We start from the raw sequence: 18,781 nt of genomic DNA on the forward strand, positions 1-18,781 counted from the left end.
TCGATGCTAGAGGCTCGGGGGGATCAGGGGAGGGTGTCGAGCAGGCCCTGCGCATCCGGCGCGCCCCAGCCCGTGGGGAAGTCCCACCCCGCGTGCGCCGGGTACGAGAGCGAGTAGTGCTCGGTGATGTCGCGGAAGGTGCGCTGCACCTCGCGCCGCTCGTAGAGGTGGCGGTTGATGAAGCCGAGCACCGGGCGGCCCGAGGCGAGCCGCCCGCTGTCGATGCTCGCCACCATGCCCGCGAAGATGGGTGCGGCGAACGAGGTGCCGGTGTTCGGCCGCAGCTTCCCCAGCCACATGTACCAGTAGTCGGTCTCGGCGTTGAGCGCGACGTCGGACACGCCGCGCATGTCGCTCAGGCCGGGCAGCCCCACCTGCCACTCCGGGATGGCGAAGGTGTTGCTGGTGCCCGAGCCCGAGTACTCCCAGGCCACCTCCGAGACCACCTTCGTCCCCTCCAGCTTGAGCACCGTGCCGCCCACGCAGGTCACGTAGGGGCTCGAGGAGGGGATGTCCACGCCGGCCGAGTCGCCGCTCGCCGAGACGACCGTCATGCCGATCGCCGCCGCCATCATCGCCGAGTTGCCGTAGGCGACGCGCACGCCGCGCGGCTCCGCGTCCTCGCGGTGGGCAAAGGAGTTGGTGAGCACGTTCACCTCGCCGCGGCCGATCGCCTCGTTGAAGGTGTAGAGCATGGACGTATTGCGGGCGTCCGGCCCCATGTAGACGATCAGCTCCGCCTCCGGCGCCATCGCGCCTGCCCACTCCACGTCCAGCTGCGTCTCGCGGTAGCGCGTGGCCGGCGGCTCCATGGTGAGCACCCGCTTGGGGTCCTCGCGCTGGATGCCGAACACCTTCCAGAAGCCGCGCGCGTCCTTCATGTGGAAGGCCGCGCCCACGTTCACGCCCAGCTTCACGCCCTTGCCGCGAAAGCCCTTCGCGTACAGCGAGGTGAAGTTGTACGCGGCCGCCACCTGCTGCGGCGAGAGCCCCAGCTCGGGGTTCTCGGGCGGCTTCGTGGAGGGGGTGTTCTCGCGGTCGTCGATGGCGTGGGGATCCGCGGGCAGGTCCAATGCGACGACGCTGTCGATGCGGTCCGCGATGAACTTGGGCGCGGTGATGCTGCCGTTGAAGCCGTAGACGTCGTGCGGCTCGTTGCCCACCTGGGGGCTCTTGCGCTCGAGCACGCGCACCTCGGCGCCGAAGGCCTCGTTGAAGTCCCCCACGGTGCCGGTGAACTGCAGGAGCAGCCGGTTGCTCGCGATGCGCGGCACCTTGAAGCCCTTGCTCTTGAGCCAGTCCACCACCACGCCCACGTCCTTCTCGGTGGGCGCGTGGCGCTCCACCCACTGCTGCGGCGTGAGGTAGTGGCGGAAGTTCGGGCTCTGCGGATCGTACAGGTCGTCGATCGTCGCCTTGAGCTCGTCGCGGTTGCGGATGGGGAAGGAGATGAGCCCGCGGATGGGATCCTTCGGCTTGGCCGCGCCCTTGTCGTCGTACACGCCCGGGAGGTCCGCGGGCACGCCGTCCGGCGCGGGGGTGGGCGTGGGATCGTGCGGCGGATCCACCGGGGGCGGAGGCGGCGTCTGCTCGGGGATGGGCGTGGGCGTGGGCGCGGGTGCCGGCTGCACCGGGGCGGGCGGGGGCGGGCTGAGGAAGAGCGCCCGATCCGAGTCGTGACACGCGCTGGTGCCCAGCAGTGCCCACGTTCCCAGGACCCACGCCCCTCGCCATGCCCTCATGCTGTCCCCCATCCCGTCGCGCAGCGCGCGACCCTGTGGAGGACGATGCGATCGCACTCCAGGTCCGACAACTGTCCACTCCCGTGAGCCGCAATGCTCGCCTGGTCGGCGGGCGCGCCGCGCTCGCGGGATCACCGCATGGCGCTACACCGTGGCTGGCGCGGGAGGCAGCGGCTTGCGGCGAAGGATGCGCGCGGGCACACCCGCCACCACGGCGCCCGGCGGCACGTCCTCGGTCACCACCGCATTCGCGCCGATCTCCGCGTGGTCGCCCACCGTGACGGGCCCGAGCACCATCGCGCCCGCGCCCACCATCACGTCGGCCCCGAGCCGCGGCACCCCGGGCGCGTCGGGGCGCTCGCCCAGCGTCACGTTCTGGCAGAGGAAGGTGCGCGGGCCCACGTGCACCCCCGGCGCCACCACCACGCCGATGCCGCCGTAGCCCAGCTCCACGCCCTCGCCCAGCTGCGCGCGCAGGTCCAGCCGCGTCTGGTGCAGGCGCTCGCCCAGCGTGGAGAGCACCTGCGGGAGCAGGGGGACGCCGGCCGCCCTCAGGCGGCGCGCGGTGCGGTAGAAGCTCAGTGCGTTCGGGCCCATCGTCTCACCATGCGCCGGGCCATCGGGGCCCAGCGGAACTTGGCCGAGTGCAGCGTGCGGCCGACCAGGGAATCGCGGAACACGAAGAGCCAGCCGTGGCGGCGGGCGCGCTCGGTCCACTCGCGCTTGCTCGGGCTGTCGTCGCCCAGCAGATCCAGCTCGCGGATGCCGCGGCGCACGCAGTCCTCGATGAGGCTCTCGGTGAGCAGCTGCCCCGGGCTCACGTCCGCGTAGGCCTCGTCGTAGCCGGGCTTCATCGCCAGGTAGCGCTCGCCGTATGCGAGCCCGAACTGGAACGCGATGGGCTGGCCGTCGAGCTTGAGGAAGTAGAGCGCGAGCTGCCCCTCGGCGGCCGCCCGGTGCGCGAGCGCCGTGTAGAAGCCCAGCGTGCGCGCGTCCTGGCTGATGGCGGTGCCGTTCTTCGCCTTCCAGCCGCTGCGCTCGATGCGGAAGCCCTCCTCGAGCCACAGGTCCAGCGCCTCGCCGCCGTCCACGCGGTCCACCGTCACCTTGCCGCGCTCCTCGAGCCGGCGCCGCTTGCGCCGCAGCGTCTTGCGGTTCTTGCGCTTCTCCTGCGCGAGCGCCTCGAGCGTGGCGGGAAGCTGCACGTAGGGCGACTGGCCGCTGTGCCACACGCCCGCGGGCATGCCGGCCGCCTCGGAGGCGGGGAGCAGCGCCCACGCGGCGCCGCCCTCGTACACGTGGGTCACGCGCAGCACGTCCCACGACTCGTCCTGTGCGAGGTGCGCGAGGAAGGCGCGGCCCACGGCCTCGGGATCCTCGGCGAGCATGTCGAAGCGGCCCGAGTGCTCGTTGGAGGCGGAGGCCAGCTGGCGCACGCGCACCCCGTACTGGCGGCGGCGCTGCTCGAGCAGCACCAGCGCGCCCGCGAGCCGCCCCTCGGCGCTGCGCGCGGTGAGCACCCGCAGGCGCGCGCGCGGCGCGAAGTGGTCGAGCCAGCAGCGCAGGTAGCCGTGGCGGTGGAAGACCTGGTCATCGGTGCGCGCGGCGAGCGCGTCCCACTCGAGCGCGAGCGCATCGAAGGCGGCGCGGCCGCGCGCCTCGTACACCTGCAGCGGCCCGGCGCTGGGCGCGTGGGCGGTGCGGGGGGGCTGCCAGGGGGCGACCTCCTCGAGCTCGGAGAAGAGCGGCACGTCGGTGGGCCGCAGGGACGCGCGGCCGGGCGTGTTGGGCGCGCGGGAGGGCTCCTGCGCGGCCAGCTCCCCGGTCGGGTGCGGCAGTGGTGTCAGCGGCTCCGGCATCTGGTCTGTCCCCCCTCGGTGCACGACTGGGCGCCTGCGACTCACTGACGCTCGCCCTGTCGGGAAGCGGGCACCCTCCAGCTCCCGCCTCCGACGAAGAGACAATGAGGACGCCTCCGGCCGACGAACAGCAGGGGCAAATGTCACTTCGCCCGTGCCGCCGGGAGGCATGCGTGCAGGCGTGGTCCGCCGCGTGCATGGAGAAGGGGCCTTCCCCCAGCGTCGGCGCGTGCACACGCATGCCGTCTGCGGGGCCGATGGGGCACCGTTCACTTTGCGATGGCCCGCTTCGAGCGCATCCACGGCTGGGACGTCTCGCCCACGCAGGCCGTGGCGCTGCAGCAGCAGCTGCGCTCGCAGGTGCGGCTGCAGCCCGCGCCCGGGCCCTTTCGCACGGTGGCCGGCGCGGACATCTCCTTCGACCTCGGCTCGGAGACGGTCTACGCGGGCATCGTGGTGCTCTCGCTCCCGGAGCTGGAGACGATCGAGGAGGTGGGCGTCACCACCCGGGCGCCCTTTCCCTATGTCCCCGGGCTGCTCACCTTCCGCGAGGCGCCCGCGCTGCTCGAGGCCTGGGCGCAGCTGCGCTGCGAGCCGGACGCGGTGATGCTGGACGGGCAGGGGGTGGCGCACCCGCGGCGCATCGGCATCGCCTCGCACCTGGGGCTGTTCCTGCAGCGGCCCACGGTGGGCTGCGGGAAGAGCCGGCTCGTGGGACGCTTCGCGGAGCCGGGCTCGGAGCGCGGGGACTGGTCGCCGCTCGTGGACAAGGGCGAGTGCGTGGGGGCGGCGCTGCGCAGCAAGCGGCGCACCCAGCCGCTGTTCATCTCGCCCGGGCACCTGCTGGATCTGCCGGGTGCGCTCGCGCTCACGCTCGCCTGCGGCGGTGGCTACCGGGTGCCCGAGCCCACGCGCCGCGCGCACCTCTTCGTCAATGCGCTGCGCCGCGCCGGACAGGCCCCCCATTCCGTAGTAGACGGGCACGCATGAGCAAGCGCGAGAAGCAGGAGCCGACGCAGCTGGGCATGGCCGCCGAGGGCGTGGAGGAGGAGCTGCGGCGCTTCGAGGCGCTGGCGGACACGGTGCTGCGCACGCCGCTGGACTCGGAGAAGAACCTGGAGCGCGCCTCCAAGGCGCTGCGCGAGGTGGCCGAGAGCGACGAGCGCCTCGTCGCGCAGCTGCAGAAGCTGGTGGCCGCGGTGGGCGGCATCCGGGACCGGCAGCAGGAGCACGCGCGCGGGGTGAACGCCCGCGCCGAGGAACTGCAGGCGCGCACCCAGGCCTTCCAGGGCCTGCTGCAGCGCTACGCCGGGCTGGGCAAGAGCGCGAGCGAGCTCAACGCCGTGGTGCAGGACATCGCCGCGCGCAAGCAGAAGGCCACGAGCTCCGAGGACAACCGCGCGCTCGCCGCGAGCCTCGAGCAGCTGCTCGAGCGCATGGGACAGGTGGCCGAGGAGGCGCAGGGCCTGGCCACGAGCGCGACCGAGCAGGACTTCGGCGACATCGCCCGCCAGGCGGACTCGCTGCGCCAGCAGCTGCTGTCCGCGCGCAACAAGATGTCGCTCCTGCAGAAGGGGCTCGCGGCGAGTTGAAGTCCCCGGCGGCTCAGGGCGCCACGCCCGCCACCACGTAGATGCGCACCTCGCCCGGGTTCACGCCGTAGGCCACGTCCACGCCGAGCAGGGGCAGCACGATGTTGCTCAGGTACAGGCGCAGGCCCGCGCCCACGCCCTGGGTCAGCTGCCCGCCGTTCACCCCCTCGCGCTGGTTCGGGAGGTAGCCGCGCGTGAGCTGCTCCTCGCTGCCGAGCAGGGCGAGGTCGTCCGGCAGGTGGCGGAAGTAGGTGAGGGCGGTGTCCGAGAAGGCCACGCCGCGCACCGAGAGCGCGCTCACCCGGAAGAGGGGGAAGTGGTACTCGGCCGTGAAGGACGCCTTCGTATCGCCGCGAAACTGCCGGTGCAGGAAGCCGCGCAGGTTGAGGCCGCCGGTGGTGAGCTCGTTGTAGAAGGGCAGGTCCTGGCCCAGCTGCGCCTCGGCGCGCAGCACCAGGTTCTGCTCGGTGAAGAGCCGGATGCCCTGCCGGTACAGCGCGCCCACCTTCTCGTAGTCGAAGTCCGAGCCCAGCCCCTCGCGCGAGATCTCGTACGAGCCCTCGAGGTTCAGGCCCTCCATGATCGGCCCCAGCGTCTGGCGCGTGTCGATGCCGGCGACCAGGCGCAGCGTCGCGTCCGTCTGCGTCTCGTGCGGGAGCTGCGCGGGCGAGGTGACGGGGCTGTCCGGGCTCGGCGAGAGCGGGTGCACGAGCGAGTAGCGGTACTTCACCGCGGTGCGGAAGGTCTCGAACCAGTTGATGGTGAACTCGCTCGCCACGCCGCCCAGGTTCACCCGGGTGGTGCGCAGCACCGCGGGCTCCTTCACCTCGGCGCCGCCTTCGTACTCCTGCACCCGGTCGCTCTTGAGCTGCCCCTCCACCGAGAGGCGCAGGGCCGGCCAGTCGAAGAGGTTCGGGTCCAGGTAGCCCACGAAGATGCCGGACTCGTTGGAGGTGACCTGGGCGCCCACGATGAACTTCTTGCTGCGCCCCCACAGGTTGTTCTCCGCGTAGATGAGCCCGCCGCCCACATTGGAGGACGAGGCCGCGAAGGTGGGCGCGATGACCCAGGAGATCTTCTCCGTCACCTCGATGAGCACCCGCACGCGCCCCTCGTCCGCGGGCTCGGTGGTGAGCTGCACCTCCTTGAAGAGGCCGGTGGCCACCAGGTAGCGCTCGGCGCGCGCCGCGTCCTTCGGGCCGAAGGCGTCACCCACGTCCAGGCGCGAGTAGCCCACGATGGTGTCCTCGTGGGTGCGCCCGTCGGTGTGGGCGCGGATCTCCGCGATGCGCGGCGCGCCCTCGTCCTCCGCGAGGGCGAGCGCGGGAGGGAGCAGGGCGAGCGCGAGGCCGAGCAGGCGCGCGGGGAGCAGGGGGCGGAAGGGGGCCATCGCCCCGTGGATAGCCCAGGCCGGCGCGGCGAGTCATGCCCGGCAGCGCCGCAGGCGTCCCGGAAACGTCAGCTGCCGCCCGGGAACGCACGCCCTAGCTTCTGCGGCATGCCCTCCGAGCCCCGCGCCAAGCTGCACTCGCCCGAGGTGGACTACCGCGCCCACCCCGAGCTGTACCGCGTGGGCCGCGGCGAGCAGGGAGTGCTCACGGTACAGCCCTACAAGGCCGAGCTGCTGCCGCTCTGGCGCTTTCGCACTCCCGCCGAGGCGGAGCGCTCCGCGGCGCAGCTCTTCCGCGCCTACCTGCGCTACCGGCGCGCCGGGGACTTCGTGGGCATGGACATGGCGCGCAAGTTCCTCCAGATGGGCTTCACCCGCGCCTCGCGCTACGCGCACCACGCCGGGGGCCGCAAGTACGCGCGCGGCAGTGGCGAGGCGCTGCCGCCCACGCTCGACCCGGAGAAGGCCGCCTCTGCCGCGATCTTCAAGGAGGCCTGGGATCGCGTCCGGGAGGACCCCCTCTACCAGGCGCGCAAGGCTGCGCACCCGGCCGCAGCCCCGCTCAGTGACGCGCCGTCGCGTCGTGCAGCAGCTCCAGCAGCGCCTTCTCGGAGCAGTGCAGGCCGCCGTTCGTCTGGTGCACCTCCTCCACGCTCTGGAAGTAGCGGTCCACGACGCGGCCGCGCTCGAAGTGGGTGAGCACGGGGGGCGAGATGTACGAGGCGCGCGCCACGGCGGGCGTGTTGCCCAGGTGCTCGGAGGCCTCCTTCACCGCCGCCACCAGCGTCTTCTTGAGCACCTTCTGGTCGGGCTTCTCCACCTGCTCGCGCGCCCGCGCCAGCGCGCAGGCGCAGATGAGCGTGCCCGCCCAGGTGCGGAAGTCCTTGGCGCTGTAGTCCGCGCCCATGATCTCCTGGATGTACTCGTTGATGTGGCGGCGGCGCACGTCCACCACCGCGCCGTCGTCGAGCACGAACTTGAAGACGTCGCGGCCCGGCACCTTCAGCAGCTCGCGGATGATGCGCGCCACGCGCCGGTCGCGCAGCTCGCGGTGCTGGTGCTTGCCGGATTTGCCGGGGAAGTCGAAGGTGATCGTCTCGCCCTTCACCTTCACGTGCTTGGGCCGCAGCGTCGCGAGCCCGTAGCTGCCGTTCTCCGCCGCGTACACCTCGCTGCCGGGGCGGATGTAGCAGGTGCCCAGGATGCGCAGGATGCACGCCATCACCTTGTCGCGCCCCAGCCCCTTGCGCCCGAGGTCCGCGTTCACGCGCTTGCGCAGCCGCGGCAGCGCCCGGGCGAAGTTGAGCAGCCGCTCGTACTTCTCCGCCTCGCGCTTCTGCACCTGGCGCTCGTGGTAGCGGTACTGCCAGCGCCCGGCCGCGTCCTTGCCCACCGCCTGCAGGTGCGAGCGCGGGTTGGGCGAGATGGCCACCTCGGTCCACGCGGGCGGCAGCTTGAGGGCCTCGATGCGGGAGAGGTCGGTGGCGCGCAGCCGGCGGCCGTCCGGAGAGGCGTAGCGAAAGCCCCGCTGGGGGCTGCCCACGCGCCGGATTCCACTCTTCTGCAGTCGCTCGAGGTGCGTCATGCTTGCCTCATAGCTGTGCAGTCCAGTGGGGGACCGCAACGGCCCGGGTCTCTCCGGAGGCAGGCGGGCAGCCGGGCGATCGCGCTCAGGGCTGCCCGGGCCGCAGCGCAGGCACCCCGCGCTGCGCGAGCCGCGTGCGCACGCTGCGCCAGCCCTCCTGCACGCGGTCCAGCACGGTGCACAGGGCGAAGGTGAGCAGGATGAGCGCGAGCGTCAGCGCGGCGTACTGCGCCCAGCCGCTCCGGTCCCGCCAGAAGCGCTCGAAGCTCAGGCCGAAGGTCCGGTAGTAGAGCAGCGCCTCGTGCAGGAAGTACGCGGAGAGGGACGAGGTGCCGAACACCTCGACGAAGCGCCGGACGGGGCTGCGCGCGCGCTGGGCGCCGAGCTGCGCCTCGAGTGCCAGCAGCGCCAGCAGCACGAGGCACACCCAGGTCCAGCGCAGCGCCGCCTCGGCCGGGTTGGTCACGCTGAAGCGGTGGGGCGGGTAGAGCGCGCGCAGCGGCTCGGAGCACGCCCAGCCCACGGCGCCCAGCGCCACGAGCGCGAGCAGCGCGCGCACCAGCCCGCGCCGCCCGGCCTCGCCCGCCACGGCGCCCGCGTAGGCGCCCAGCCACGTGTACCCGAGCCACGGGAGCAGGGGGAACACCGCGCCGGTGCTCTTGTTCAGGAGGTAGGCCCAGGCCCCCGTCACGTCCTCGCCCAGCGGGGACACCGCGAAGACCGCGAGCCCCAGCACGAGGGCCACGCCGCGCAGTACCCGCGGCCTGCGCGCGAGCCCCGCCGTGGCAGGCAGCACGAGCAGCAGGCACAGCCCCACGCAGTGCAGGATGTCCATGCGCGCGAGCCAGCGCGGCTCGCGCAGCAGCGGGAACCACATCCAGTTGACCAGCGTCGCCACGGCCAGCACCTCGGCGATGCGCTTGAGGTTGCGGCCGAGCCGCTGCTGGCGCAGTCCCTGGGCGGCGCTGCGCACCTGCAGGAGCGCCAGCGCGAAGCCCGCGGCGAAGAGGAAGGCCGGCGCCACCAGCCCGTCGATGCGCAGCAGCGCCTTCGCCGCGTCGCTCTGGCGCAGCTCGGGCTGCAGCAGCACCAGCGCGTGGCACTGGATCATGAAGAGCACGGCCACGCCGCGCAGCCAGTCGATGGCGCGGATGCGCTCGGTCACGGAGGGAGGGGACACGGGCGCGAACCCTAGGGCACCTGCGCGCCGGATGCACCCCGGCACGCGCGCGGGCCCTGCGCTACGGGCAGCCCAGGCCGGCCTCGGGCGTCACGCCGCCCTCGTCCTGCAGCTTGAGGAAGCAGCGCAGGGCGGCCGGATCCGGCACGTCCGCCTGCAGCGAGCGGCGCCACAGCAGTGCGGCGGTGCGGGTGGGCAGCCCCGCGGCGGGCGCCACCACCGCGCGCGGCCGGCCCTTCGAGTCGCGCGCGGCCTCGGAGGCAATCTGCGTGAGGGTGCTCACCACGTCCGGGCAGCCGTCCGGGCAGCTGTAGAGCAGCACGAGGTGGCCGTGCTCCAGGTTGTGCACGTACCGGCACACCTGGGTGGGCGCGTCGTAGCTGCCGCAGGCGAGCGGGTACGCGCAGTGAGGGCCCGCGGTGGGCGGGTTGAGCCCGTTGCCGCAGGGGTCGTCACACGTAGCGGTGTGCGCCGCGGAGGAGGGCGCGGGATCCAGCGCGAAGTCGTAGACGTCGCAGGGGTCGTTCGAGTCGGTGCCGCACGCGGCAGCGGCGAGGAGGAGCAGCGGGAGGAGTCGCAGCGACATGGGGAGCGGTGTCTACACCGCCGCTCAGCCCGGTGCGAGCCCCCTTGGCTCGAGCGCCCCGGCGCCCAATCCCCGGAATCCCAGCGCCTCCAGGAGCCGCGCGAAGGCCTCCGGTGGCAGGCTCCCGCCGGTCGCCCGGGCGTGGCCGCGCGCGAAGTCGCCTCCCATGTCCGGCAGCTCCAGTCCCTTGAGCAGCGCGATGAGGTCCAGGTCCTGGCGGCTGCGCAGCACGAAGTTCACGCGCCCCGGCAGGTAGCCCGTGTTGGCGGCCAGGACGATGCTGCGCGGCAGCCGCTGCGCCCAGCGCACCGCTACCAGCGGGTGCACCTGGGCCGCGGAGCTGAAGAGCAGCAGCGCCACGTCGCCGGCAAAGCGCGGCGGCGTGCGGGCGCAGCGCGCCACCTCGTGCTGCACCTCGAGGCGGAAGTCGCGCAGCTGCTCCACGCCCGCCACCCGTCCCTCGGCGATGTCGCGCGCGCCCGGGGCCTCCCGCAGCACCTGCAGCGCCGTCTCTGCGGAGAAGCGGGCCGAGCGCCGCGCCGCATTGAGCAGCGCCACGCTCTCGGTCGCCGCCTTGCGCCCGGCGCGCCGCAGCGCCTCCTTGAAGCCGGGGAAGGGCGCGGTGGCGCCGTGGTCCGCCAGCGTGCCCAGCACCGCGAGCCACTCGAGCGCCTCCGGCTCGACGAAGGGCCGCACCAGCACGTGCGCGAGCAGGGACGTGGGCGCCACCGGCTCGTGGCCGTGCGCGCTGAGCACCCCGGCGCCCGGCGGAAACCCCTCGGGCGCGTGATGGTCCACCACCAGCGTGGCCACGCCAGGGAGCAGGGGCTCGGCCCGGCTGCCCATGTCCAGCACCACCAGCGCCTCGGGCGCGAGCGCCTCCGCGCGGGCGAGCAGCGCCGGGTGGTGCGCGTGCTCGCCCTTGGCCGGGACGCACCACTGCACCCGCGCGCCGAGCGCCGTCAGCGCCCGCTCCACTTGCACGCCGGCGCTCAGGCCGTCCACGTCCTTGTCGGGAACGAGCACCACGCGGCATCCCGCCTGCCGCTCGAGGAAGGCGCGGGCCGCGCCCAGCGCTTCGGCGCTTGCCGGCCAGCTCGGCGTCTCTGCATCCGCCAGGGTCATGGGGCTCAACATGGGCGCGCGACGGGAGCCCCGGCAGCAAAGCCCGTACGCCCGGCCGCCCGCCGTGCGGGTGCGGGGCAGGGTGCGCGACCTTTGCGCCGTGGCGAATCTGAGAGGGACATGGAGAGCCTCGACACCTACCGCCTCGGCTACGTCGCCAACTGCCTCAGCCTTGGCATCGGCGCGAGTCACACCTGCCGCCTCGCCGGCGCCACCCCCGAGCGCCTGAGCTCGCTCATCGCGCAGAACCTGGAGGAGCTCGAGCAGATCCTCCTCTTCAACGAGGCGCACGGCATCCACGTCTACCGCATCGGCTCCTCGCTCGTGCCCTTCGCCTCCCACCCGGTGAACACGCTGCCGTGGTGGCGCACCTTCCGCTCCACCTTCGAGCGGATCGGCCGCATCGCGCGCCGCTCCTCGCAGCGGCTCTCGCTGCACCCGTCCCCCGCGGGCGCCTCGCTCTCCTCGCAGCACGAGCGGGTGCGCAAGGCGGCGCTGGTGGAGCTGGGCTACGGCGCGCGCGTGCTGGATCTGCTGGACCAGGGGCCCGAGGCCCGTGTCGTGCTGCACGTGGGCGGCGCCGCGCCCGAGCGCCCCGTGGCGCTCGAGAACGCGCACCGGATGCTGGACACCATGCCCGCGGAGCTGCGCGACCGGCTCGTGGTGGAGCACGACGACAAGGTGTGGAGCGCGCGCGAGGTGCTGCCGCTCGCGCGCGAGCACGGCGTGCCCTTCCTCGCGGACAACCTGCACAACGACATCCTGCCCTCCGAGCCCGAGCTGCCCCTGCGCGAGCTGCTGCGCGCCTCGGCGGAGACCTGGACCCGCCTCGGCCTGCGCCCCAAGTTCCACCTCGCGAGCCAGCGTCCCGGTGGGCGCCCGGGCCACCACGCGGACCAGGTCTCGGAGGAGGACTTCCGGGCCGTGCTCGCGGCGCTCCCGGGCCCCGCGGACCTCATGCTCGAGGCGAAGGAGAAGGATCTCGCGCTCTTTGCCCTGCGCGGCGAGGCGCCCCCGCGCGCCGCGGCCGGCACGGAAGCCGCGGCCGAGCAGGGCGTGTCCGCGTAGCGACGGCGCAGCGCGGCGCGATTTTTCGGGCTTGGGCGCTGCGGGGACCTTCTTCTAGGGTCTCCCGCCATGACCCCATTCCCCCCTGTCTCCCAGGTCCTGCGCGCCGCGCTCGCGGCGTGTCTCCTGCTCTCCGGGCCCGTGCTGGCCCAGGAGCAGCCCCCCGTGCAGACGAAGGGCACGCCCGCCGAGGCGAAGGCCTTCGTGCAGCGCGTGAACGAGGATCTCAAGCGGCTGTGGACGAAGCAGGCCACGGCCGACTGGATCCGCCAGACGTACATCACGGACGACACCGAGCGGAACTCGGCCACCATCAACGAGGAGGTGCTCGAGTACGTGGCGCGCGCGATCAAGGACTCCACGCGCTTCCAGGGCCTGCAGCTGGACCCGGACACCGCGCGCATGCTCCTGCTGCTGCGCGTCTCCTCGCCGATGCCCGCGCCCAACGACGCGAAGAAGCGCGCGGAGCTCGCCGCCGTGGCCGCGAAGCTCGACGGCATGTACGGCAAGGGCAAGTACTGCGGCAAGGACGGCAAGGGGAAGTGCCGCGAGCTGGGCGAGCTCGAGGACGTGCTCGCCAAGAGCCGCAACTACAACGAGCTGCTGGACGCGTGGACCGGCTGGCACGCCATCGCGCCGCCGATGCGCCCGCTCTACGAGCGCCTCGTCTCGCTCTCCAACGAGGGCGCGCGCGAGATCGGCTTCAAGGACACCGGCGCGCTCTGGAAGAGCGCCTACGACATGCCGCCCGAGGCCTTCGAGCAGGAGAGCCAGCGGCTGTGGGCCCAGGTGAAGCCGCTCTATGACGACCTGCACTGCTACGTGCGCTCACAGCTTGCCAAGACCTACGGCGCGGACAAGGTGCCCGCCGGCGGGCCCATCCCCGCGCACCTGCTCGGCAACATGTGGGCGCAGGAGTGGAACAACATCTACCCGCTCGTGGAGCCGTACAAGGGCCAGGGCAGCCTGGACGTGGACGCGGAGCTCAAGCGCCAGAAGTATGACGCGGTGAAGATGGTGAAGCTCGGCGAGAGCTTCTTCACCTCGCTGGGCCTCAAGCCGCTGCCGGCCACCTTCTGGGAGCACAGCATGCTCACCAAGCCCCGCGACCGCGAGGTGGTGTGCCACGCGAGCGCCTGGGACGTGACCTACGAGAACGACCTGCGCATCAAGATGTGCATCAAGCCGACCGAGGAGGACCTCGTCACCATCCACCACGAGCTCGGCCATGACTACTACTACACGTACTACTACAAGCTCCCCGTGCTCTATCAGCAGGGCGCGAACGACGGCTTCCACGAGGCCATCGGCGATGCGCTCACGCTCTCCATCACCCCGGAGTACCTGAAGAAGGTCGGGCTGCTGAAGACCGTGCCCGCCAACGACAAGGGCCTCATCAACCTGCAGATGAAGTCCGCGCTGGAGAAGGTCGCGTTCCTGCCCTTCGGCCTGCTCATCGACCAGTGGCGCTGGGACGTGTTCTCCGGCAAGACGCCGCCCGCGGACTACAACAAGGCCTGGTGGGCGCTGCGCACGAAGTACCAGGGCGTGGCCGCGCCGGTCGCGCGCTCCGAGCAGGACTTCGATCCGGGCGCGAAGTACCACGTGCCGGCGAACGTCCCCTACACGCGCTACTTCCTCGCGCGCATCCTCCAGTTCCAGTTCCACAAGGCGCTGTGCGAGGCGGCAGGCTTCAAGGGCCCGCTGCACCAGTGCTCCATCTACGGGAACAAGGAGGCCGGCAAGCGGCTGCAGGCGATGCTGGAGCTGGGCGCGAGCAAGCCCTGGCCCGAGGCCCTGTACGCGATGACCGGCCAGCGCCAGATGGATGCGGCGCCCATCCTCGAGTACTTCGCCCCGCTGCGCACCTGGCTGCAGCAGCAGAACAAGGGCCAGCGCTGCGGCTGGTAGCCGCCGGGCGGAGTGCGCTCGCGGCTGTTTACACCCCGCGAGCGCCCTCCTAGATTTTCCAGCGCTCCCGACGAAGCTCGCCGGGGGCCGCGCGGCGGAGATGTACTGCGCCGGCGATCGACCGAAGGAAGAAGAGCGCTCATGGCTACCGGTACCGTGAAGTGGTTCAACGATGCGAAGGGCTTCGGCTTCATCACGCAGGACGGTGGGGGCGAGGACGTGTTCTGCCACCACACTGCGATCAACATGGACGGCTTCCGCACCCTCCAGGAGGGGCAGAAGGTGCAGTTCGACGTGACCAAGGGCCCCAAGGGCCTGCAGGCGCAGAACGTCCGCGCCGCCTAGTCCGTCCGCAGCCCGCGTGACCCGCAGTCCCGCGAAGGCCCGGCCCCCGCTCTCCGGGGACCGGGCCTTCGCGCATCCACCGCCCGCCCCGAGGTCCTCCGTGCCCCTCCGCCGCCCCTGGCTCTCCCTCGCCCTCGCCGCGCTCGGCTGCGCAGGCGCCCCGGTGCCCGAAGCGAAGCCCGCGCCGCCCCGCGCAGAAGCGCCTGCGCCCGCGGCCGCTCCCGTCGCGAAGGAGCGCGCCGCGCCGCAGCTCGCGCCCCTGCTCGCGCCGCTGATCGAGGAGCTGGTGAAGACCCACGGCGAGGCGCAGCGCCCGCGCATCGAGCGGGGCCTGCGCCAGGTGGCGGCGCTGTGGCGCGCGGAGGACGGCGAGCTCGCCCCCTTCGCGCGCGAGCACTTCCTCTCCGACCCGGCGAAGCTCGAGGCCACGCGCGCGCGCCTCGAGGCCGTGTTCGAGCAGCTCGATGGCCACTTCAACGAGCAGGGCCGCGCGCTGCGCTGGGCCACCGACGTGGACGTGGGACCGCTGCTGCCGGTGGACCCGGTGCTCGCGTCGGTGGACCCGTCGGCGCACCTCACCGAGGACCTCTTCGCCTCCAAGGTGGGCTTCGTGGTCCTGCTCAACTTCCCGCTCACCACGCTCGCCGAGCGCCAGCAGCAGGGGCCGGGCTACACGCGCCGCGAGTGGAGCGAGGTGCGGCTCGCCGGGCGCTTCGGCCGCCGCATCCCGGCAGAGGTGCAGCAGGCCCAGGCCGCCGCGGGCGCCGCGGCGGACCTCTACATCGCCCAGTACAACGTCTGGATGCACCACCTGCTCACGCAGGACGGGCAGCGGCCCTTCCCGAAGGGGCTGCGCCTCATCAGCCACTGGAACCTGCGCGACGAGCTGAAGGCCGACTACGCGGACCGCGAGCAGGGGCTCACGAAGCAGCGGCTGATCACGAAGGTGATGGAGCGCATCGTCACGCAGAGCATCCCGCGCGCCGTCATCGACAACCCGCGCGTGGACTGGAACCCCTTCACCAACGCGGTGAGCGCTGCGCCGGCAGCCGAGGTGGAGGAGGGCGCGCCGGCGCGCACGGACGCCGTGGCCCCCACGCCCGAGCCCGAGCCGGACCTGCGCTACGCCCAGCTGCTCGCCCAGTTCCGCGCGGCGAAGAGGGCGGACCCCTACGTGCCGGTGGCGCCCACGGCGATCGCGCGCTCCTTCGAGCTGTTCCGCGAGCTGCCCGAGGAGCGCGTGAAGGCGCTGCTCACCGAGGTGCTCGGCTCGCCGCTCGTCCCGCGCGTGGCGGCGCTCATCCAGCAGCGGCTGGGCCGCCCGCTCGAGCCGCAGGACCTCTGGTTCAGCGGCTTTCGCCCGGGAGGCGCGCTGCCCGAGGCGCAGCTGACGGCGCTCACCCGCCAGCGCTACCCGACGTCCGAGGCCTTCGCGAAGGACATCCCGCGCCTCCTGCGCGCCCTGGGCTTCAGCGCGGCGAAGGCGGACTTCGTCGCGGCGCACGTGCGCGTGGACCCCTCGCGCGGCGCGGGGCACGCGATGCCGGCGCTGCGCCGCGGGGACTTCCCGCACCTGCGCACGCGCGTGGAGAAGGGCGGCATGGACTACAAGGGCTACAACATCGCGGTGCACGAGCTGGGGCACAACGTGGAGCAGACCTTCTCGCTCTACGAGGTGGACAGCACGCTGCTGGCCGGTGTCCCCAACAACGCCTTCACCGAGGCGCTCGCCTTCGTCTTCCAGGCGCGCGACCTGCAGCTGCTGGGCCTCTCGCGCCCGAGCGCGGCGAGCGAGCGCGAGCGGGTGCTCAGCGACTTCTGGAACACCTGGGAGATCGCCGGCGTCGCGCTGGTGGACGTGGCCACCTGGCACTGGATGTACGAGCACCCGGACGCGACCCCCGCCCAGCTGCGCGAGGCGGTGGTGCAGCTCTCACGCGAGCTCTGGGATCGCTACTACGCGCCGGTGCTGGGAGGGGAGGGGACCGTGCTGCTCGGCGTCTACAGCCACATGATCTCCAACCCGCTCTACCTGGCCGACTACCCCATCGGCCACCTCATCGCCTTCCAGCTCGAGGAGCACCTGCGCCAGAAGGGCCCGCTGGGCGCGGAGTTCGAGCGCATGGCGCGCTTCGGCTCGGTGACGCCGGACGTGTGGATGGTGAACGCCACCGGCGCCCCCGTGAGCGCGCAGCCGCTGCTGCGCGCCACCGAGGCGGCGCTGGCCGCGCACTAGCCCTGGGGGGGCATCACGTCGAGCAGCTCCACCTCGAACACCAGCACGGCGTTCGGGGGGATGCGCGGCTGGGCCCCCTTGGCCCCGTAGGCGATCTCGGGCGGGCACACGAGCCGCGCCCGGCCGCCCACCTTCATCATCCCCACGCCCTCGGTCCAGCACTTGATGACCCCGTTGAGCGGGAACTCCGCCGCCTGGCCGCGCTTGTAGGAGCTGTCGAACTCGCGGCCGTCCGTGAGCGTGCCGCGGTAGTTCACGGACACGGTGTCGATGGAGCGCGGGCTCTTGCCCGTGCCCACCTTCAGGGGCGTGTAGATCATCCCCGAGGCGGTGCGCTGGGCGCCCTTCTCCTTCGCGGCCCGCGCGAGGAAGGCCGCGTTGAAGCGCTGCCGGCGCTCGGTGCGCAGGGGCTCGGCCTTCGGCGCGTAGGTGGCCAGGTCCGCGGCCGGCGTGCGGCCCGCGATCGCGTCCGCCACCGCCTGCTGCACCAGGGCGAGCTCGGCCGGGGTGAGATCGAAGGCCTCCAGCGCCTGCCCCAGCTGGTAGCCCACGGCGTAGACCGTCTTGTCGTCCTCGCTCTGGGGCGTGGCCGCGCTCGCCTCGGCGCCCTTGTCGCCCTTCGCCTGAGGGGCCTGCGGGGCCTGAGCCCATGCTCCACCGCCCACCAGCGCCACCGCAGCCAGCAGCCTCATCGCTCGCATCGCTTCTCCTTGAAGTCTCCGGGGGCGGGCCGCCGCCGGGTCGTTTTCTTGCGCCCGGGCCGTGGCCACCTAGGCTCGGTACAGCGTGCTCCAGCGCGGCAGCAACCTGTAGCACACCGCGATGTTCCCGCAGCCCTCCCTGCAAGGACCACCATGAGCGACAAGCGCAAGAAGACGCGGGTTCCCCTCGACATCTACGTGAACAAGTACATGGGCGGCGTGCCCTACATGGCCCGCACTGCGGACATCAGCCCGGACGGGGTGGGGCTGGCGCGACTCATCGAGCCGCAGCACCACGGCAAGCGCGTGGGCCTGCAGTTCCAGCTCCCCGGCTCCGAGGAGGTCATCTACGCGGAGGGCGAGGTGGTGCGCGAGTGGGTGGGCGCCAGGCGCACCGAGGGCACCGGCGTGCGCTTCACGCTGCTCACCGAGCGCCACCGCAAGATGATCTCCGCCTACGTGCACGAGGCGGGCGACGAGCACTGACGCGCCCGCGCGCCTCCCCCCTGCGCGCTCCGTCGCCTTCTTGACTCAGCCGGGCGCGGGCCGATTGAATGGACCGAATGGCGTCTCGTCGGTTCGCAGTACCTCACTTCCCTGGGGGGAGGGCTCTCGTGAAGCATTCTCTGTGGTTGCTGACGCTCGGACTGCCGCTTGCGGCGCTGGGCCAGACGAAGGCGCCGGCCAAGGCGCCTTCCCATCCTGCCCCGGCGGCCGCGCCGGCCCCGGCTCCCGCCAAGCCCGCTCCCGGCGTGAGCTGGGAGGGCCAGGTGGTGCGCGCCACGGGCGCTGGCGCCCCGGACATGAAGGCCAGCAGCCCCGCGCAGGCGCGGCTCGGCGCCGAGAAGGCGGCCCAGCTCGATGCGTTCCGCAACCTGCTCGCGCAGGTGCGCGGCATCCAGGTGAGCGCGGGCAAGACCGTGGGCGACGCCATGTCGCAGGACGAGGTCCGCGGCAAGGTGGAGGGCGTGCTGCGCGGCTTCAAGGTGACCGGCAAGCGCTACTTCTCGGACGGCGGCGTGGAGCTGGACGTCGAGGTCCCGCTCGCCGCCGTGACGAGCGCGGTGGTGCCCACTTCCGGTGAGGCGCTCGCGCTCAACGAGAAGGGCGAGCCCAGGAACACCGGGCTGGTGGTGGACGCGCGCGGGCTCGGCGCGAAGCCGGTGCTCGCCCCGCGCCTGGTGGATGCGAGCGGCAAGGCGCTCTACGGCCCCGCGGCCCTCGGCGCCGAGGCGCGCGGCGTCGCCGCGTGGGCCGCGAGCCTCGAGGCCGCGAAGAAGAGCGCGCTGGTGGGCGAGCACCCGCTCACGGTGAAGGCCACGCGCCTCGAGGGCTCGGACCTCGTGCTCTCCGCGGAGGACGCGGGAAAGCTCGCCTCCGCCAACAACAGCTTCCTGGCCGAGGGCCGGGTGGTGATCGTCACCCAGTAGTCCGCCTCGCGCGGCCCAGGGAGTTCCAAGA

At 72.7% G+C, this 18,781-nt stretch carries 17 protein-coding genes and 1 pseudogene; 9 read left to right on the plus strand and 9 right to left on the minus strand.

Features of this window, described 5'->3' with window-relative positions:
• Window positions 1-23: 23 nt before the first annotated feature.
• From FGE12_RS00065 to FGE12_RS00075, 3 genes are all read right to left on the minus strand, one after another.
• Complete coding sequence (locus FGE12_RS00065) at window positions 24-1,742, minus strand: protease pro-enzyme activation domain-containing protein (RefSeq protein ID WP_228530488.1); 1,719 nt, start codon at window positions 1,740-1,742, stop codon at window positions 24-26.
• Window positions 1,743-1,886: 144 nt separating this feature from the next.
• Window positions 1,887-2,339 carry a serine O-acetyltransferase gene (locus tag FGE12_RS00070; protein ID WP_153864190.1) on the minus strand — a complete coding sequence of 151 codons (453 nt, stop codon included), beginning with the start codon at window positions 2,337-2,339 and terminating at the stop codon, window positions 1,887-1,889.
• The gene (locus FGE12_RS00075; RefSeq protein ID WP_153864191.1) at window positions 2,321-3,601 is read right to left on the minus strand and encodes a GNAT family N-acetyltransferase; all 1,281 of its coding nucleotides are present in this window, start codon (window positions 3,599-3,601) and stop codon (window positions 2,321-2,323) included. The genes FGE12_RS00070 and FGE12_RS00075 overlap by 19 nt, the downstream gene beginning before the upstream one ends.
• A 279-nt stretch (window positions 3,602-3,880) precedes the next feature.
• Between FGE12_RS00075 and nfi the strand changes: the two genes are divergently transcribed.
• Both nfi and FGE12_RS00085 read left to right on the plus strand, forming a co-directional pair.
• The gene (gene nfi / locus FGE12_RS00080; RefSeq protein ID WP_153864192.1) at window positions 3,881-4,591 is read left to right on the plus strand and encodes a deoxyribonuclease V; all 711 of its coding nucleotides are present in this window, start codon (window positions 3,881-3,883) and stop codon (window positions 4,589-4,591) included.
• Window positions 4,588-5,193, plus strand: a complete 606-nt coding sequence (locus FGE12_RS00085; protein ID WP_153864193.1) for a hypothetical protein — start codon at window positions 4,588-4,590, stop codon at window positions 5,191-5,193. The genes nfi and FGE12_RS00085 overlap by 4 nt, the downstream gene beginning before the upstream one ends.
• A 13-nt stretch (window positions 5,194-5,206) precedes the next feature.
• Here FGE12_RS00085 and FGE12_RS00090 read toward each other — a convergent pair whose 3' ends face one another.
• A complete protein-coding gene (locus tag FGE12_RS00090; RefSeq protein ID WP_153864194.1) occupies window positions 5,207-6,583 on the minus strand; it encodes a BamA/TamA family outer membrane protein in 1,377 nt (458 codons plus the stop codon).
• Between the two features lie 108 nt (window positions 6,584-6,691).
• Here FGE12_RS00090 and FGE12_RS00095 point away from each other — a divergent pair.
• Window positions 6,692-7,117: pseudogene (locus FGE12_RS00095) on the plus strand (DUF4385 domain-containing protein); the annotation flags it as partial.
• A gap of 28 nt (window positions 7,118-7,145) precedes the next feature.
• Here FGE12_RS00095 and FGE12_RS00100 read toward each other — a convergent pair.
• The 4 genes from FGE12_RS00100 to FGE12_RS00115 form a co-directional block, all read right to left on the minus strand.
• Entirely contained in the window at window positions 7,146-8,168 is a 1,023-nt protein-coding gene (locus tag FGE12_RS00100) for a DNA topoisomerase IB (protein WP_153864195.1), read from the minus strand.
• Window positions 8,169-8,253: 85 nt separating this feature from the next.
• Entirely contained in the window at window positions 8,254-9,348 is a 1,095-nt protein-coding gene (locus FGE12_RS00105) for a heparan-alpha-glucosaminide N-acetyltransferase domain-containing protein (protein ID WP_370458826.1), read from the minus strand.
• Between the two features lie 61 nt (window positions 9,349-9,409).
• Window positions 9,410-9,934, minus strand: a complete 525-nt coding sequence (locus FGE12_RS00110; RefSeq protein ID WP_153864196.1) for a DUF3105 domain-containing protein — start codon at window positions 9,932-9,934, stop codon at window positions 9,410-9,412.
• 24 nt (window positions 9,935-9,958) lie between these two features.
• The gene (locus tag FGE12_RS00115; protein WP_228530489.1) at window positions 9,959-11,059 is read right to left on the minus strand and encodes a hypothetical protein; all 1,101 of its coding nucleotides are present in this window, start codon (window positions 11,057-11,059) and stop codon (window positions 9,959-9,961) included.
• Between the two features lie 120 nt (window positions 11,060-11,179).
• Here FGE12_RS00115 and uvsE point away from each other — a divergent pair, with 120 nt between their 5' ends.
• The 4 genes from uvsE to FGE12_RS00135 all read left to right on the plus strand — a co-directional run bounded on the left by uvsE (window position 11,180) and on the right by FGE12_RS00135 (window position 16,619).
• Window positions 11,180-12,127 (plus strand): UV DNA damage repair endonuclease UvsE, encoded by a 948-nt coding sequence (uvsE, locus tag FGE12_RS00120; protein ID WP_153864197.1) that lies wholly within the window; start codon window positions 11,180-11,182, stop codon window positions 12,125-12,127.
• Between the two features lie 69 nt (window positions 12,128-12,196).
• Window positions 12,197-14,038 (plus strand): M2 family metallopeptidase, encoded by a 1,842-nt coding sequence (locus FGE12_RS00125; protein WP_153864198.1) that lies wholly within the window; start codon window positions 12,197-12,199, stop codon window positions 14,036-14,038.
• Window positions 14,039-14,179: 141 nt separating this feature from the next.
• A complete protein-coding gene (locus FGE12_RS00130; RefSeq protein WP_153864199.1) occupies window positions 14,180-14,383 on the plus strand; it encodes a cold-shock protein in 204 nt (67 codons plus the stop codon).
• 100 nt (window positions 14,384-14,483) lie between these two features.
• Window positions 14,484-16,619: a hypothetical protein gene (locus tag FGE12_RS00135; protein WP_194797407.1), complete on the plus strand. Its 2,136-nt coding sequence runs from the start codon at window positions 14,484-14,486 to the stop codon at window positions 16,617-16,619.
• Here FGE12_RS00135 and FGE12_RS30755 read toward each other — a convergent pair.
• A complete protein-coding gene (locus tag FGE12_RS30755; RefSeq protein WP_153864200.1) occupies window positions 16,616-17,311 on the minus strand; it encodes an FKBP-type peptidyl-prolyl cis-trans isomerase in 696 nt (231 codons plus the stop codon). The genes FGE12_RS00135 and FGE12_RS30755 overlap by 4 nt on opposite strands.
• Before the next feature lie 162 nt (window positions 17,312-17,473).
• Here FGE12_RS30755 and FGE12_RS00145 point away from each other — a divergent pair, with 162 nt between their 5' ends.
• Together FGE12_RS00145 and FGE12_RS00150 are read left to right on the plus strand one after the other, a co-directional pair.
• Window positions 17,474-17,806: a PilZ domain-containing protein gene (locus FGE12_RS00145; protein ID WP_153864201.1), complete on the plus strand. Its 333-nt coding sequence runs from the start codon at window positions 17,474-17,476 to the stop codon at window positions 17,804-17,806.
• A gap of 128 nt (window positions 17,807-17,934) precedes the next feature.
• Window positions 17,935-18,750, plus strand: coding sequence for a hypothetical protein (locus FGE12_RS00150; protein ID WP_194797409.1), 816 nt, complete (start codon window positions 17,935-17,937; stop codon window positions 18,748-18,750).
• The last annotated feature ends 31 nt before the right edge of the window (window positions 18,751-18,781 follow it).

It is taken from the genome of Aggregicoccus sp. 17bor-14, assembly GCF_009659535.1.
Taxonomy (GTDB): domain Bacteria; phylum Myxococcota; class Myxococcia; order Myxococcales; family Myxococcaceae; genus Aggregicoccus.